Here is a 14,603-nt window from a genome sequence, read left to right as displayed (position 1 = left end):
GCTTTGCTCCGTCAGGTCAGTAGCTTGATACCTGTCAGAACGAACCCTGCGATGAACAGGGTCTCAACGATGATCAAGGCGATGGCGGCTCCTCCAACCGACAGCACCTGTTTCAGATTGCTTTTCATGCCCACGGCGGCAATTGCGATCAGCAACAGCCAGCGCGATGTATCGCTCAGAACCGCCGATAGCTGCACCGGGATCAGCTCAAACGAGCTGAGCACGGCCAGGATAATGAAGGCGACGACAAAGCCCGGAAGCAGCGGCGGCTGCTGTCCTTCGCTCTGTACCGAGACGCGGGCGCGGATCACCAGCGATGCGACCAGAACCACTGGCGCCAGCATCGAGACACGGATCAGTTTCACCAGCGTGGCGGTGTCGCCGGTCTGTTCCGAGATCGAGAAACCGGCGCCAACCACCTGCGCCACATCATGGATGGTGCCGCCGATGAAGACGCCCGCCGCAAGATGGTTGAACGCAAGATAATTCGCCAGGATCGGATAGGCGATCATGGCAAAGGTCGACAGCACGGTGACCCCCATGACGGTGAAGACCAGCCGTTCCTCGGAGCGGTCATCGCGGGGCAGGATGGCACTGATCGCCATTGCCGCCGAGGCGCCGCAGATGGCCACCGACCCGGCGGTCAGCAGGGCAAAGCGCCACTGATGGCCAAAGAACCGCGCCACCAGCATGCCAAATCCGATGGTGGCAACGACACCGGCGATGGTCAGCAGGATCAGCTCCACCCCCAGTCCCATCATGATGGTCATGGACACCCGTACCCCCAGCAGCGCCACCCCCAACCGCAGAAGGGCGCGCGCCGAAAAGGCGACCCCCGGCACGGTCTTGCCCTCTTCGCCCAGAAAACTGACCGCGATGCCCAGCAACAGCGCCAGGAGCATGGCCGGGGTTGCGTATTGCTCGGCGAGGAACTGCGCCGTCATCGCGACGATCACCGAGATGGCGACGCCGGGAAACAGCTCCTGAGCGCGTGATTTCAGCAGTGCAATCCGGTTGCCTGAGGGCTGTGCGACGGTATTCATGCGCGTCTGGGTCATTCTGTTGCGAGATCCAAATCTGTGGTCAGGCTAGGGTGGTTTTTGCGTCTCTGCGAGACAATTTCCGCCCTGGAGGCGAGAGTTTGGGACGATTTCCCGATCCGAGAGGCTGCCTTTATCGCTGTGAAAGGGGCGTGTAGCTGCGCGGTTCCGGTCCGTTGTAAAGCGTCAGCGGGCGGATCAGGATATTGCCGCGCTGCTGTTCGATGCACTGGATCACCCAGCCCGGCATGCGACCGATGGCAAAGATCGGCACATAAAGGTCCATCGGGATGCCGTGCAGCTGGTAGATCACGCCGGAATAAAAATCGACGTTCACGTTCAGCCCGTGGCGCGCGTAGGGAGACATCGCCTCGACCACCGCCTGCAGGATCTCGTACCACTCGGGGGCGCCCATTTCCTCGCCCAGCTTGCGCACGCCCTCGCGCATGTGGCGGGCGCGGGGATCCTCCTTGCGGTAGACCCGGTGACCAAATCCGGTAACGGCCTCCTTGGCCGCGCGCTTGGCCTTCACATAGGTGGCGGCCTTGTCCGGGGTGCCGATCTCGTGGACCATCTTCATCACGTCCTCTGCCGCACCACCATGGGCGGGACCGGCCAGGGTCGACAGCGCCGTGACGATGGCGCCATGAAGATTGGCCTCGGTGCCGATGGTGACGCGGGCCGCAAAACTGGAGGCGTTCGAGCCGTGCTCGGCATGCAGGATGAAATCCACATCCGCCAGACGCGCCGCATCCGCGCTGGGTTTTTCGCCCTTCAGCATCCACAGCCAGTTGGCGGCATGGCCCAGGGACATATCCGGCGCAACCAGATCGCGCCCGTTGCGGATCGCCTCATGGGCGGCGATGATCATCGGCACCTGGCTGGTAAGGCGGATGCCATTGGCGACAAAGGCCTCTTCACCCACCGCCTGGCTGGCGGGGTCCAGCGCGGCCAGGGCGGAAACGGCGGTGCGCAGAACATCCATCGGATGGCCGTCCTTGCAGGCGCGGATGATGGCGTGGACCTCCTGCGGCAGGACCCGCGCCGCCTTCAGTTGCGCATCGAAATAGGCCAGCTCTTGCGCAGTCGGCAGCTCGCCGTGGATCAGCAGGTAGCAGACCTCCTCAAAGGTGGAATGGGTGGCCAGATCGTGGATCGAATAGCCGCGATAGCTCAGCTCGCCCTTGGCGCCATCGATGTCGGAAACGCCCGAGCGCTCGAAATAGACGCCTTTGAGGCCCCGGTTGATCTTGACGTTTTCGCTCATAGCTGGCTCCTTCCTATGGCAAGGGAGAATGATATGTCGGTATTGGAAAATGCGGTTGAGGCCGCCAAGGCGCGGCAGGCGCGGGTGGTCTTTCCCGAAATGGAGGATGCCCGCGTTGCAGCGGCGGTTGCGCAGCTGCGCCGCGATGGCCTGTGCGAAGCCTTGCCGCTGGCAGAACCGTCCGAGGCCCATGTGGAGGCCCTGGTCGCCGCGCGCGGTCTGAAAGAGGGAATCGCAAAACGTATGATTTCCAAGCCCTTGTACCGCGCTGCCGCGATGGTCGCCGTGGGAGAGGCAGATGCCATGGTGGCGGGCGCTGATGTGCCCACTCGCCGGGTGATCGAGGCCGCCAGCATCGGGATCGGCTTGGCCGAAGGGGTGTCTGTGCCCTCGTCCTTCTTCCTGATGCTCTTCCCGGATGGGCGCGAGCTGGTCTTTGCCGACTGCGCGGTGAACGTGGCGCCCGATGCGGACCAGCTTGCCGATATCGCACGTGCCTCTGCCGCTTCGGCAAAGGCGCTCTTGGGCGCGGCGCGGGTGGCGATGCTGTCCTTTTCCACCGGAACCTCGGGCGACGGAGACAGCGTTGCGCGGGTGCGCGAGGCGGCCGAGCGTGCGGGCTTTGCCGGGCCGGTGCAGGCGGATGCGGCCCTCAACGCTACGATTGCCGCCAAGAAGGGGATCGAACCGCTGGAGGCCAATGTGCTGGTGTTCCCGAACCTTGATGCGGGCAATATCGGATACAAGCTCTGCCAGGAGTTGGCGGGAGCCCAGGCGCTGGGTCCGTTCCTGCAGGGCTTTGCGCGACCGGTCTGCGATCTCAGCCGCGGCGCCAGTGTCGAGGACATCGTCGCCGCCACGGTGCTGACCGCAGCGCAGGCCTGAGGATCGGTTCGACCGGCACGCATTCGGGGTTTCATCACAGCACCCGCGCGATATTGAGCGCGGCGAGTGCGGTCAGCAGGATGACAACTCCACGGCGGAAGCTGGCCTGATCGGCAGTTGCAAAACGGCGGCTGCCGACCCAGATCCCGGCGCCAAGGATGGGGAAGGCAAGGACGACGCCGATCAGCGTATCGGTACCCGTCAGCCCGTTGGCCGCCATCACTGGCAGGGCCATCATGTCGATTCCGGTCAGGAACACGATCATGGTGGCGCGGAACACGGCGGGCGGGATGGGCTGTGCGGTCAGGAAGGCAGCGGTCGGCAAGCCTCCGACGCCCGCGCTATTGGCCATGCCGGAGATCACGCCGACGCCGAGATTGCCGAGCCCGCCAATCGGGCGGCGCAGCTGCCAGCCGCTGAGCAGGATCAGGCTCAGCAGCAGCACCAGCGCGGAAATCACGAGCCGTGCCTGTTCCTCTCCGAGGCGCGCCATGACGGTCACGGCAGGCACCGTGGCAATGGCTGCCCCACCCAGCAGCATCAGCGTGCGGCGCCAGTCCACATGGGGGCGGATGCCGCGCGCCTGAAAGGCGGTCATGGCGATCTCGCAGGCGAAAACCACCGGGATCAGCGGCAGCGGATTGGTCACAAGGGCGGCCAGGATGATGAAGATCGCGGAAAATCCAAATCCCGAATAGCCGCGAATGAAGGCCGCCACGAATAATGCGGCGGCCAGAAAGCCCCCCTGACCTGCATTCAGATCAAATGGCAGATCGAGAGGGAGCATCATTGCGTTCAGCCGACCTGCTGCGGGCGCATGTCGTCGGCGGAGATGCCCGCGACTTCAACCGGCTTTTTCATCGCGTCGCGGCGGAAGGGTTCGCCCAGCTCCTGGTTGATCATTGCCTCGATCAGGGTGGTGATGCCGTTCTTCTGATCCTCGACCGCCTGGGTAAGGGCGGCGGTCAGCTCGTCCATGGTGCGGGCGACGACGCCCTTCAACCCGCAGGCGCTGGCGATCCCGGCGTAAGAAACCTGCTGATCCAGCTCGGTGCCGACGAAATTGTCATCGAACCACAGGGTCGAGTTGCGCTTTTCCGCACCCCATTGGTAGTTGCGGAAGACCACCTGGGTGACGGCAGGCCATTCATCGCGGCCAATCGCCGTCAGCTCGTTCACTGCGATGCCGAAGGCGCCGTCACCTGAGAAGCCGACGACCGGCACGTCCGGGCAGCCGATCTTGGCGCCGACCACGGCAGGCAGGCCATAGCCGCAGGGGCCGAACAGGCCGGGCGCCAGGTATTTGCGGCCTTCGTCGAAGGACGGGTAGGCGTTGCCGATGGCGCAGTTGTTGCCGATGTCGGAGGAGATGATCGCCTCGCGTGGCAGCGCCGACTGGATCGCGCGCCAGGCCATGCGGGGGCTCATCCAGTCCGGCTTGTCGGCGCGGGCGCGCTGGTTCCAGGTGGTGCCGGGATCGTCATCCTCGTGGTCCATCGAGCTGAGCTGCTGCGCCCAGCGGGACTTGGTCTCGGCGATCTTGGCCTTGCGCGCATCGCGACCTTCATCTCCGGCGCTGTCGCTCAGCTGGTTCAGGATGGCGGTTGCGACCTTGGCCGCATCGCCGACAATGCCCACGGTGACGGGTTTGGTTAGGCCGATACGGTCGGGATTGATGTCGACCTGGATGATCTTGGCCTCGGTCGGCCAGTATTCCATCCCGTAGCCCGGCAGGGTCGAGAAGGGGTTGAGCCGGGTGCCAAGGCACAGAACGACATCAGCCTCCTTGATCAGATCCATCGCCGCCTTGGAGCCGTTGTAGCCCAGCGGGCCTGCAAACAAGGGGTGCGAGCCGGGGAAGGCGTCATTGTGCTGGTAGCCGACGCAAACCGGCGCATCCAGGCGTTCGGCCAATGCGCCCGAGGCAGCGATACCGCCCTTGGACAGCACCACGCCAGCACCATTCAGGATCACCGGGGCCTTGGCGTTGGACAGTAGGTCCGCGGCCTGGGCCAGAGCGCTTTCGCCACCGGCGGGGCGTTCAAATTCGACGATGGCGGGCAGTTCGATGTCGATCACCTGCGTCCACATATCGCGCGGAATGTTCAGCTGTGCCGGGGCCGAGGCACGTTTGGCCTGCATGATCACCCTGTTCAGCACTTCGGCCACGCGGGAGGGATCGCGGACCTCTTCCTGGTAGGCGACCATGTCCTCGAACAGTTTCATCTGTTCGACTTCCTGGAAGCCGCCCTGGCCGATGGTCTTGTTCGCGGCCTGGGGGGTGACCAGCAGCAGCGGCGTGTGGTTCCAATAGGCGGTCTTTACGGCGGTGACGAAGTTGGTGATGCCGGGGCCGTTCTGGGCGATCATCATCGACATCTTGCCGGTGGCGCGGGTGTAGCCATCGGCCATCATGCCGGCGCTGCCTTCATGCGCACAGTCCCAGAAGGTAATGCCTGCCTTGGGGAAGAGATCCGAAATCGGCATCATGGCGGATCCGATAATCCCGAAAGCATGTTCAATCCCGTGCATTTGCAGGGTCTTAACAAAGGCTTCCTCGGTGGTCATTTTCATGTGGGTGCTCCTGATGCAACGCAGACAGAGCCGACAGACGCCGGACATTATCTCCGGTTTAGGCTGTCGCGCGAGGGTGGGTTAGGGCCAGTTTATTATGCGAGTAGGGCCAGAATTTCCGGGTGCCGAAAACGCGTGAAACCGGTGTCGGTGCGCTCCCGCCCGTCGCCTCTGCATCCAAGATGCATTGCTCCCGTTGGGCGTGGCGCCGCGCCCTGCGCGGCGCCACGCCCAAGGCTTTGCCGCGCATCTTGAATGCGGGGCAAAGGCGCGGGAGGGCTGCCGAATAAGGGCGGTGCTATGCCCGCAGGGCCTCGCCCAGCAAGGCCAGGCCGGGTTCGATGCGGTTTGCGGGAATGGACGAATAGCCGAGGCGGTAATAATTGTTGCGACGGTGATCAGCCGAGAAGAAGGGGGCGCCCGGCTCTATGATGACGCTCTTTTCCTTCAGGTGCTTTGCAGCGGTCACGGTATCGACCCCGTCGGGTGCGCGCATCCACAGGGAAGAGCCGCCATAGACCCCGACTCCCGAGATCTCCAGCCCGTGGGTGGCGACGGCCTCCTCGATCACCAGGCGCCGGTTGTGCAACTCTTTCGCCATCCGGCGGATTTGTGAGTCGTAATGTCCCAGTGACAGAAAATAGGCGACGGTGCGCTGGATATGCCCGGGCGGGTGGCGCAGGACGCTGGCGCGCAGGGCGCGGGCCTGGCGAATGAAGGCCTCCGAGCCGACCAGATAGCCCAGCCGCAGCCCGGGAAACAGCGATTTGGAGAAGCTGCCGATATAGACAACCCGCCCCTCCGTATCGAGGGATTTCAGCGCGGGCGAAGGGGCGCCGAGAAAGGACATCTCGAATTCGTAGTCGTCCTCGACAATCACGGCGTCAATGTCATGGGCCTTTTGCAACAGTGCCTTGCGCCGGGCCATGGGCATGGTTGCCGTGGTGGGGCTTTGGTGGCTGGGGGTGCAGAAGATCACGTCGGTGTCCTCTGCGATCTCGTCAGGCGGCAGGCCGTCACCGTCCACCGGGATGCAGTCCATCTGGCAGCGCATATGGGCAAGCTGGTCGCGCAGCGTGTAATAGGTCGGATCCTCGATCGCGGCCTTGCGCCCCCGGTTGAGCAGCAGCTGGATCGTAAGCCAAAGCGCGTTCTGGGCGCCGAGGGTGATCAGGATCTGCTCCGGCCTGGCGATGACACCGCGGCGGGGTAGGGTGTGGCGGGCGATATATTCGATCAGCAAGGGGTCGTCCTGATCGAAATAGTCATTGGTAAGCGCGGAGAAATCCTTCTGGCCCAGGGCGCGCAAGGCGCAGAGCCGCCAGTTGGCATGATCAAACAGGGCCGGATCGGCCTGTCCGTAGATGAAGGGGTAGCGGTAGCTGCGCCAATCCTGCGGTTTGTGCGGGGTGTCGCCGCCGGTAAAGCTCTGCGCGATCGCCTTGGACCAATCCACCGCATCATTCGAGCTTTGTGGTGGCGTGTAGCTGGGGGGGATGGGAGCGCTTTCCGAGACATAATACCCGGACCGTCCGCGCGAGGTCAGGTAGTCATTGGCCAGCAGTTCCGTATAGGCCAGCGTCACCGTTATGCGGCTGATCCCCAGGTGGCTGGCAAGTTTGCGCGACGAGGGCAGTTTCTCTCCGATCCGGAAACGCCCCGACAGAACACCTTCGGCGATCATCTCCTGGATCTGCGCCTGCAGGGTGCCTTGGGCATCTGGATTGAGGAAGAAGGTATCGACGGAAATGGCCATGCCGCGACAGTAGGCTGGCCTTAGGTGGAGTGCAATCTGGACTTACCGACGCCCATGCGATTTCCACCTTGCCTCCTACTTCGAATCTATATAACTAGATTTGTAGTTTAATTGAGGTGCCAAGATGGAATGGGAAGAAGCGGCCAGCGGTTTTGCGGCCATGGGATCCGAGGCGCGGCTCAAGGTTCTGCGCTGTCTTATTCGGGCAGGCCAGTCGGGCCTGATGGTGCAGGAGGTGCAGGAGCGGACCGGTTTGCCGCCCTCGACCCTGGCGCATCATCTGAAGTTTCTGGCAGGGGCGGGGGTCGTGATTCAGGAAAAGATGGGTCGTGCGACACTGAACCGGGCCGATTTCACCCGCCTCAGACAGCTGGCAGATTTCATCCTCAGCGAATGCTGTTCGGATCAACAACGGGAGGCCGCGAACGATGGCTGATCTCACTCAAAACCCGAGTGCCTCGCAACAGGCGATGCGCTGGCTGAAGACGCCCTGGACGCTGAGCGCGCTGCTGCTTGTTGCGGTGGCCCTGCTGGATCCGGGGAATTTTCAGACCGTGGTCACATTTGCGCTGAAGGCCCTTGCACACACGGGGCGCTATATCCTCTTTGCCGTGCTGCTTTTGTCCTATCTAAAAGCAACCGGCGCCGAGACCATGGTGGCGCGCGCCTTTGAGGGGCGCGAGGTGCGGATGATTGTCCTGGCGGCGATGTTCGGGGGATTGGCGCCCTTCTGTTCCTGCGAGGTGATCCCCTTCATTGCCGGTCTCCTGGCGCTGGGCGCCCCCCTGTCGGCGGTGATGGCCTTCTGGCTGTCCTCGCCGCTGATCGATCCGCCGACCCTGTTGATCACCGCCGGGGCGCTGGGCTGGCCCTTTGCCATTGGCAAGGCGGTAGCTGCCGTGGGGCTGGGCCTGTTCGGCGGTTTTGCGATCAAGGCGCTGATGGGCTATGGGGTATTCGCAAATCCGCTGAAGCAGGTGCAGAAATCCAGCTGCTGCGGCTGCGGCGCTCCGAAATTGGATGCCAAGCCGGTCTGGGCCTTTTGGGGGGAAGCTGCCCGCCGTGAGACATTCCGCAGAGAGTTTGTGTCAAACGGTCTGTTCCTGTTGAAATGGCTGGCGCTGGCCTATGTGCTGGAGGCGCTCTTGGTGTCTTACGTGCCTGCGGATATGATCGCCGGTCTCGTCGGCGGCGAGGGGGTCGGCCCGATTGCCGTGGCAGCCCTGGTGGGGATGCCTGCCTATCTCAACTCCTATGTGGCGCCGCCCCTGTTGGCGGGGTTGGTGGAGCAGGGGATGAGTGCCGGTGCGGCCATGGCCTTCATGATTGCAGGGGCGGTGAGTTCGATCCCGGCGATGGCGGCGGTCTGGTCGCTGGTCAAGCCGCAGGTCTTTGCCACCTATCTGATATTGGGCGTGAGTGGCGCGATCCTGTCTGGCATCCTGTTTCAGATGCTGTGAGCTATCCCGTGGGCGGGGTGCTCCCGCCCGGATCGGGGCAATCTGCAGATTACCCCTCTCCCGTTGGGCCTGGCGCCGCGCTGACGCGCGGCGTTTCCTTTTGCCGAGATGGCCCTTAAGGGGCAGCTTTGCCCCTCAAGGGCCCTGTGCGAGTCTGTTTTAATGCGTGCGTCAAGGACACGCCGCCTGACGGCGGGGCCTTGCGGCCTCCTTGACCCACAGGGAAAGTGTCAGCGGCTTGTCATGAACTCCAGGTTGGCCCTGATCGCGGGCCAGTCGGCAGCGGTAATGGAATAGACGGCGGTGTCGCGCTGGGTGCCGTTCGGCAGGATCATATGGGCACGCAGGATGCCGTCGAGTTGCGCGCCGAGCCGTTCGATGGCTGCGCGGCTTTGCCGGTTCAGGCGGTGGGTGCGGAATTCCACGGCGATGGCATCGCGATCCTCAAAGGCGTGGCGCAGCATCAAAAGCTTGCAGGCGGTGTTGAGCCCGCTGCGCTGTACGGATTTGCGGTACCAGGTGGAGCCGATCTCGACCCGCCGGTTGCCATGGTCGATGTTCATATAGGTGGTCATGCCCACGGCGCGCCCTTCGGGATCGAGGATGGCAAAGGGCACCATGGAGCCGGCCTCGAGCAGCGCCAGGCGGCGGTCGATCTCGGCGGGAACGGCTTCCGGAGTGGGGACGGAGGTGTACCAGAGCCGATGCAGCGCCCCGTCTGCGGTAGCCTCTGCCAGATCGGCGGCGTGATCCTGGGACAGGGGGACCAGTGCCACCTGCGCGGATCGCAATTCGGTGGGCGTCATCCAGGGGAGGGGGGACATGTCTTTGTTCCTTTTCATGTCGCGGTGCCGGACAGGACGAAAGGCGGCCCGTTTAGAAGGGCCGCCTTTCGCTGATCTTGTCCGTCCGCTTTGGCGGGGTCAGCCAAAGACCTTGGTCAGGGCCACGTCCACCGCATCGGTGATGGCATCGATATCCGCCGCCGTGGCGATCAGCGCGGGGCTGAAGCACAGGGTGTTGTTCTTGCCTGGAATCGAGCGGTTGGTGACGCCGATGATGACGCCCTGGGCCCCCACTTCGGCGACCACCGCCTGGGCCTGCTTCTCGTCCACAGGTTCCTTGGTTTCGCGGTCGCTGACCAGTTCGGCGCCAAGGAACAGACCCTTGCCGCGCACATCGCCGATCACGGGGTGCTTTTCCTGCAGCGCCTTGAGGTTGGCCAGCATCCGCTCGCCCATGGCCGTACAGTTCTCAAGCAGGCCCTCGTCCTCGATGATCTGCATGTTGACCAGTGCCGCCGCAGGACCGGCGGTGCAGCCGCCAAAGGTGGAGATGTCGCGGAAGTAGTTCATGGGATCGCTGGCATCGTCCTTGAACAGATCAAAGACTTCCTCGGTCGTCACCATGCAGGCAATCGCCGCATAGCCCGAGGCGACACCCTTGGCCATGGTCACGAAGTCGGGCTGGATGCCGTAGTGCTGGTAGCCGAACCAGGTGCCGGTACGCCCGATGCCGCAGACGACCTCGTCGATGTGCAAGAGGATATCGTATTTCTTGCAGATTTCCTGAACGCGCGGCCAGTAGCCTTCGGGCGCCTCGATCACGCCGCCACCGGCGGTGACGGGTTCCAGGCAGAGCGCGCCGACGGTTTCGGGGCCTTCGCGCAGGATCACCTCTTCGATCAGGTTGGCGGCGGCGATGCCGAACTCTTCGCCCGACAGATGCTCAAGCCCCAGTTCGTGCTTGCGGTACTCCATGCAGTGCGGGACCTTCACGAAACCGGGGGCGAAGGGGCCGTATTGCGCGTTGCGCTCTTCCTGGCCGCCTGCGGACATGGCCGCCAAGGTGCCACCGTGATAGTCGCGGTCGCGATAAAGGATCTTGTTCTTCTTGCCGCCGTATTTCTTGTGCGCGATCTGGCGCACCATCTTGAAGGCCTTCTCGTTCGCCTCGGAGCCGGAGTTGGTGTAGTAGACGCGGCTCATGCCGGGCATCTTGTCGATCAGTTTCTCTGCGAAAAGCGAGCCGGGGATCGAACCCGCGGACTGCGCGAAATAGCAGAGCTTCATCAACTGGTCATAGACCGCCTTGCAGATCTCCTCGCGGCCATAACCGACGTTCACCGTCCAGACGCCGCCAGAGACGGCATCCAGCCATTCCTTGCCGTTCTGGTCCCAGACCCGCATGCCCTTGCCTTCGACGATGATGCGCGGATCGGTGGTTTCAAAGGGCTTGTGCTGGATCAGGTGGTGCCAGACGTGGGCCTTGTCGGCGTCCACGACGCGGCTGAGATCGTTTTCGTTGAACGTGCCGTCCATGACATGTCCTTCCCATGGTTTATGTTCTTGTTCGGGTTGCGGTCCGGGCTGCCCTGGCGCAGTGGGACTCTCTCAGATCTGACGAAACGCCAATTTGATCATTTCTGATAGGTCCAGATGAAGGCGGGCCGTGTGGCCAGAGCAGCCGTGTGTTGAGCAGATTTCGGGGTAAACAGACTAACCCCTTGCAATTGTTCATAGAACCTTTGTTTTGCAGCTGGCGGTGCGGGCTGGGGACTCTTGCTTTTGTGATGAATGCCCGCTTGGAGACTGCCAGGAAAACCGGCGTTTGGTGGCCTTTATAGCACGGGTCCTCCTGCAGAGGCGGGTATCAGCAGGCTCACCGAATAGGAAGATCATTTGATCTTTATTGGTGTGATTGAGAGCGCTCTTTATTTCGGTCAAGACGGGGCCAGGCAATTGCACGGAGGCCTTCTTGTGGCGGATTTCAGGGTGATGGTGGCGCCAAACGGGGCGCGGCGGGACAAACAGCATCATGCCGCCTTGCCGATCACGGTGGAGGAGGTGGTTGAGACCGCCGCCCGCTGCCATGCGGCTGGGGCCGGGGCCTTGCATCTTCATGTGCGCGACGACGCCGGGCGGCACTCGCTGGATGCGGGGCGCTATCGCGAGGCGCTGGCGGTGCTTGCGCAGGCCGTGCCCGGCATGGCGGTGCAGATCACCACGGAAAGCGCGGGTGTATATGGCCCGCAGGATCAGCTGCACTGCCTGGAAGAGCTGCGCCCTCCGTGGGCCTCGGTCTCGGTGCGGGAAATGGCGCGGGATCCGGGTGTTGCGGCGCGGGCCTATGCGATCAGCGCCGAGGCGGGCACCCGGGTGCAGCATATTCTATATGGGCCGTCCTGCATCCAGCAGTTGCGGGCGTGGTACAAGGACGGGACCGTGCCGTCGGGCATGAGGGAGGCGATCTTTGTCCTGGGGCAATACGCGCCGCCCGTCCTGGCGGAACCGGATCACCTTGCGGGCTTCCTGAGTGCAACTGCCGACCTGGACCTCGCCTGGACCGCCTGCGCCTTTGGCCGCAATGAACGCGCCTGCCTACTCGCGGCGATTGCTGCCGGAGGGGATGCGCGCATAGGATTTGAGAATAACCTGGAAACGCCGGACGGTGCGCTGCTGCAGGACAATGCAGCCTCGGTCGCGGCCCTTGTCAACGCCGCGCAAACCGCGGGTCACTGCCTGAAGGAGGGCTGAACATGTCGCATGTATTTCCCCGTCACACCAAGGCGAAGCTGCCAACCGCCGTGGGCGGCGAGGGCTGTTACCTGATCGATTCCACCGGCAAGCGCTACTTCGATGGTTCGGGCGGGGCTGCGGTGTCGTGCCTTGGGCATTCCGACGCCGCCGTGATCGCGGCGGTGCAGGAGCAGGTCGGCAAGCTGGCCTTTGCCCATACCGGCTTCATGACCTCTGAACCGGCCGAGGCGCTGGCGGATCTGTTGATCGCCAATGCGCCGGGGGATCTGGACCGGGTCTATTTTGTTTCCGGCGGTTCGGAAGCGACCGAATCTGCGATCAAGCTGGCGCGACAGTATTTCCTTGAAAAGGGCGAGCCGGAGCGCCGCCATCTGATCGCGCGGCGGCAAAGCTATCACGGCAACACCCTGGGTGCCCTTGCGGCGGGCGGCAATGCCTGGCGGCGCCAGCAGTTCGACCCGCTTCTGATCGGGGTCTCCCATATCGCGCCCTGCTATGAATATGTGGACCGGGCCGAGGGCGAGAGCAGTTTCGATTACGGTCAGCGTGTCGCGAACGAGTTGGAGGCCGAGATCCTGCGCCTGGGGCCGGAAACGGTCATGGCCTTCATGGCGGAGCCGGTGGTGGGTGCGACCTCGGGAGCGGTGCCTGCGGTTGAAGGCTATTTCAAGCGCATCCGCGAGATCTGTGACCAATACGGCGTGCTGTTAATCCTGGATGAGGTCATGTGCGGCATGGGCCGAACCGGGCATCTGTTCGCCTGCGAGGCAGACGGGGTTTCCCCCGATATCCTCTGCATCGCCAAGGGGCTTGGCGCCGGCTATCAGCCGATCGGCGCGATGCTCTGTTCCCGGCAGATGTACGAGGCAATCGAGGGCGGCAGCGGCTTCTTCCAGCACGGGCACACCTATATCGGCCATCCGGTGGCCACGGCCGCCGGTCTGGCGGTGGTGCGCCAGATGCTGGAGCGCGATCTGATTTCCCGCTGCGCCACGAAGGGCGCGCGTCTGCAGGCGGCGCTGGAGGATCGCTTCGGCCAGCATGCCCAAGTGGGGGATATTCGCGGTCGCGGGCTGTTCCGCGGGATCGAACTGGTTCAGGACCGTGTCGGCAAAACGCCGTTTGACCCCGCGCTGGGGCTGGCGGCAAAGATCAAGAAGGCCGCGTTTGAGGCGGGTCTTATCTGCTATCCGATGTCCGGCACCCGTGATGGCCGCATGGGCGATCACATCCTCCTGGCGCCGCCCTTCATCATCAGTGACGAGCAAATCACCGAAGTGGTCGACAAGCTTGAGCTGGCAATCACGGCATCCTTGCCGCAAGGCTGACAGGTGCGATTGTATCGCACGGGGCGATGGCCTTAGACTTGCCGCGGGCAGGGGAGGGCCATCGCCATGATAATCGCTATCGTCAGAATCCCTTTGGAGGGACCGAAACGGGACACCGACCTGGTCACAGGGCAATCCGTCGAGGCCACGAAGATCTTTCATGAGGTCAAGGGGCTGCGCCGCAAGTACTTCCTCAACTGCGCGGCAGGCGGCGGTGGTATCTACGAATTCGCCACCCGCGCCGATGCAGAGGCCTGGTTCCATGATGGCTGGGCGGACTGGATGGAGGGCCGGTTCGGCGTGCGTCCGACGCTGGAGATCTTCGACAACCCCGTGGTGCTGGACAATGAACAGGGTGAGGTGCGCGTCAACGGCGCCCCCATTTCGCCGCCCTGGCAGAAAAGCGAGGGCTGACGCAGGGCGCGTGCCTGAGCGGCCGTGCCAATCACGCGTCGACCGAGAAAGCGCACATCAATGACCCGGCCCAGAGGCGGGATATGTGCTGGTGAAATTTGGAGAAATGGTGGAGCCTAGCGGGATCGAACCGCTGACCTCCTGCATGCCATGCAGGCGCTCTCCCAGCTGAGCTAAGGCCCCATTTCCATCCGATTTGGCGGCTGCCTTATCGGTGTGAGAGGTCGTTTAAGGGACGATGGCGCAGGCTGCAAGCGCAAAATGCATCATCGTTCAGAGATTTTTTCGGTCGCTGTCCTCTGGCTTGAAGCAGGGCCTCAAAATGCCTTTGGACGCGGTG

13 protein-coding genes and 1 tRNA gene are annotated in these 14,603 nt (G+C 63.3%); 6 read left to right on the top strand and 8 right to left on the bottom strand.

Annotated features, from left to right (window positions below):
- Window positions 1-11: 11 nt before the first annotated feature.
- Window positions 12-1,058 (bottom strand): YeiH family protein, encoded by a 1,047-nt coding sequence (locus PXK07_RS05975; protein WP_274847286.1) that lies wholly within the window; start codon window positions 1,056-1,058, stop codon window positions 12-14.
- Window positions 1,059-1,173: 115 nt separating this feature from the next.
- Entirely contained in the window at window positions 1,174-2,307 is a 1,134-nt protein-coding gene (locus tag PXK07_RS05970) for a citrate synthase (RefSeq protein ID WP_274847285.1), read from the bottom strand.
- Between the two features lie 33 nt (window positions 2,308-2,340).
- Here PXK07_RS05970 and PXK07_RS05965 point away from each other — a divergent pair, with 33 nt between their 5' ends.
- Window positions 2,341-3,192, top strand: coding sequence for a phosphate acyltransferase (locus tag PXK07_RS05965; RefSeq protein WP_274847284.1), 852 nt, complete (start codon window positions 2,341-2,343; stop codon window positions 3,190-3,192).
- Between the two features lie 34 nt (window positions 3,193-3,226).
- On the opposite strand, the gene PXK07_RS05960 is transcribed toward PXK07_RS05965, so the two are convergent.
- From PXK07_RS05960 to pdxR, 3 genes are all read right to left on the bottom strand, one after another.
- Window positions 3,227-3,982 (bottom strand): TSUP family transporter, encoded by a 756-nt coding sequence (locus PXK07_RS05960; protein ID WP_274847283.1) that lies wholly within the window; start codon window positions 3,980-3,982, stop codon window positions 3,227-3,229.
- Between the two features lie 5 nt (window positions 3,983-3,987).
- Window positions 3,988-5,766: a sulfoacetaldehyde acetyltransferase gene (gene xsc, locus PXK07_RS05955; protein WP_274847282.1), complete on the bottom strand. Its 1,779-nt coding sequence runs from the start codon at window positions 5,764-5,766 to the stop codon at window positions 3,988-3,990.
- A 298-nt stretch (window positions 5,767-6,064) separates the two neighbouring features.
- Complete coding sequence (gene pdxR / locus PXK07_RS05950; protein ID WP_274847281.1) at window positions 6,065-7,522, bottom strand: MocR-like pyridoxine biosynthesis transcription factor PdxR; 1,458 nt, start codon at window positions 7,520-7,522, stop codon at window positions 6,065-6,067.
- 124 nt (window positions 7,523-7,646) lie between these two features.
- Between pdxR and PXK07_RS05945 the strand changes: the two genes are divergently transcribed.
- Both PXK07_RS05945 and PXK07_RS05940 read left to right on the top strand, forming a co-directional pair.
- Window positions 7,647-7,958 (top strand): ArsR/SmtB family transcription factor, encoded by a 312-nt coding sequence (locus PXK07_RS05945; protein ID WP_274847280.1) that lies wholly within the window; start codon window positions 7,647-7,649, stop codon window positions 7,956-7,958.
- The gene (locus PXK07_RS05940; RefSeq protein WP_274847279.1) at window positions 7,951-8,982 is read left to right on the top strand and encodes a permease; all 1,032 of its coding nucleotides are present in this window, start codon (window positions 7,951-7,953) and stop codon (window positions 8,980-8,982) included. Before PXK07_RS05945 ends, PXK07_RS05940 begins: the two co-directional genes overlap by 8 nt.
- Window positions 8,983-9,212: 230 nt before the next feature.
- Here PXK07_RS05940 and PXK07_RS05935 read toward each other — a convergent pair whose 3' ends face one another.
- Both PXK07_RS05935 and PXK07_RS05930 read right to left on the bottom strand, forming a co-directional pair.
- The gene (locus PXK07_RS05935; protein WP_274847278.1) at window positions 9,213-9,806 is read right to left on the bottom strand and encodes a GNAT family N-acetyltransferase; all 594 of its coding nucleotides are present in this window, start codon (window positions 9,804-9,806) and stop codon (window positions 9,213-9,215) included.
- A 99-nt stretch (window positions 9,807-9,905) separates the two neighbouring features.
- Complete coding sequence (locus PXK07_RS05930; protein WP_274847277.1) at window positions 9,906-11,303, bottom strand: aminotransferase family protein; 1,398 nt, start codon at window positions 11,301-11,303, stop codon at window positions 9,906-9,908.
- A 438-nt stretch (window positions 11,304-11,741) separates the two neighbouring features.
- Here PXK07_RS05930 and PXK07_RS05925 point away from each other — a divergent pair, with 438 nt between their 5' ends.
- The 3 genes from PXK07_RS05925 to PXK07_RS05915 all read left to right on the top strand — a co-directional run bounded on the left by PXK07_RS05925 (window position 11,742) and on the right by PXK07_RS05915 (window position 14,263).
- Window positions 11,742-12,518 carry a 3-keto-5-aminohexanoate cleavage protein gene (locus tag PXK07_RS05925; RefSeq protein ID WP_274847276.1) on the top strand — a complete coding sequence of 259 codons (777 nt, stop codon included), beginning with the start codon at window positions 11,742-11,744 and terminating at the stop codon, window positions 12,516-12,518.
- 2 nt (window positions 12,519-12,520) lie between these two features.
- Entirely contained in the window at window positions 12,521-13,849 is a 1,329-nt protein-coding gene (locus PXK07_RS05920; RefSeq protein WP_274847275.1) for an aspartate aminotransferase family protein, read from the top strand.
- Between the two features lie 66 nt (window positions 13,850-13,915).
- Entirely contained in the window at window positions 13,916-14,263 is a 348-nt protein-coding gene (locus PXK07_RS05915) for a hypothetical protein (RefSeq protein WP_274847274.1), read from the top strand.
- Window positions 14,264-14,370: 107 nt separating this feature from the next.
- Here PXK07_RS05915 and PXK07_RS05910 read toward each other — a convergent pair.
- Window positions 14,371-14,446 (bottom strand) — tRNA-Ala (locus tag PXK07_RS05910).
- Window positions 14,447-14,603: the final 157 nt, after the last annotated feature.

This window comes from Phaeobacter sp. QD34_24, assembly GCF_028890115.1.
In the GTDB taxonomy this organism is placed as follows: Bacteria; Pseudomonadota; Alphaproteobacteria; order Rhodobacterales; family Rhodobacteraceae; genus Phycobacter.
The sequence above is the reverse complement of the archived record's forward strand: the minus strand, read 5'-3'. Positions and strand labels throughout refer to the sequence as shown.

Excerpts from the sequence above, each read along its gene's own strand:
- PXK07_RS05920 (WP_274847275.1), top strand. The coding sequence starts at position 12,521 with ATGTCGCATGTATTTCCCCGTCACACCAAGGCGAAGCTGCCAACCGCC.
- PXK07_RS05945 (WP_274847280.1), top strand. The coding sequence starts at position 7,647 with ATGGAATGGGAAGAAGCGGCCAGCGGTTTTGCGGCCATGGGATCCGAG.
- PXK07_RS05970 (WP_274847285.1), bottom strand. The coding sequence starts at position 2,307 with ATGAGCGAAAACGTCAAGATCAACCGGGGCCTCAAAGGCGTCTATTTC.
- PXK07_RS05975 (WP_274847286.1), bottom strand. The coding sequence starts at position 1,058 with ATGACCCAGACGCGCATGAATACCGTCGCACAGCCCTCAGGCAACCGG.
- PXK07_RS05935 (WP_274847278.1), bottom strand. The coding sequence starts at position 9,806 with ATGTCCCCCCTCCCCTGGATGACGCCCACCGAATTGCGATCCGCGCAG.
- PXK07_RS05930 (WP_274847277.1), bottom strand. The coding sequence starts at position 11,303 with ATGGACGGCACGTTCAACGAAAACGATCTCAGCCGCGTCGTGGACGCC.
- PXK07_RS05965 (WP_274847284.1), top strand. The coding sequence starts at position 2,341 with ATGTCGGTATTGGAAAATGCGGTTGAGGCCGCCAAGGCGCGGCAGGCG.
- PXK07_RS05960 (WP_274847283.1), bottom strand. The coding sequence starts at position 3,982 with ATGATGCTCCCTCTCGATCTGCCATTTGATCTGAATGCAGGTCAGGGG.
- pdxR (WP_274847281.1), bottom strand. The coding sequence starts at position 7,522 with ATGGCCATTTCCGTCGATACCTTCTTCCTCAATCCAGATGCCCAAGGC.
- xsc (WP_274847282.1), bottom strand. The coding sequence starts at position 5,766 with ATGAAAATGACCACCGAGGAAGCCTTTGTTAAGACCCTGCAAATGCAC.
- PXK07_RS05915 (WP_274847274.1), top strand. The coding sequence starts at position 13,916 with ATGATAATCGCTATCGTCAGAATCCCTTTGGAGGGACCGAAACGGGAC.
- PXK07_RS05940 (WP_274847279.1), top strand. The coding sequence starts at position 7,951 with ATGGCTGATCTCACTCAAAACCCGAGTGCCTCGCAACAGGCGATGCGC.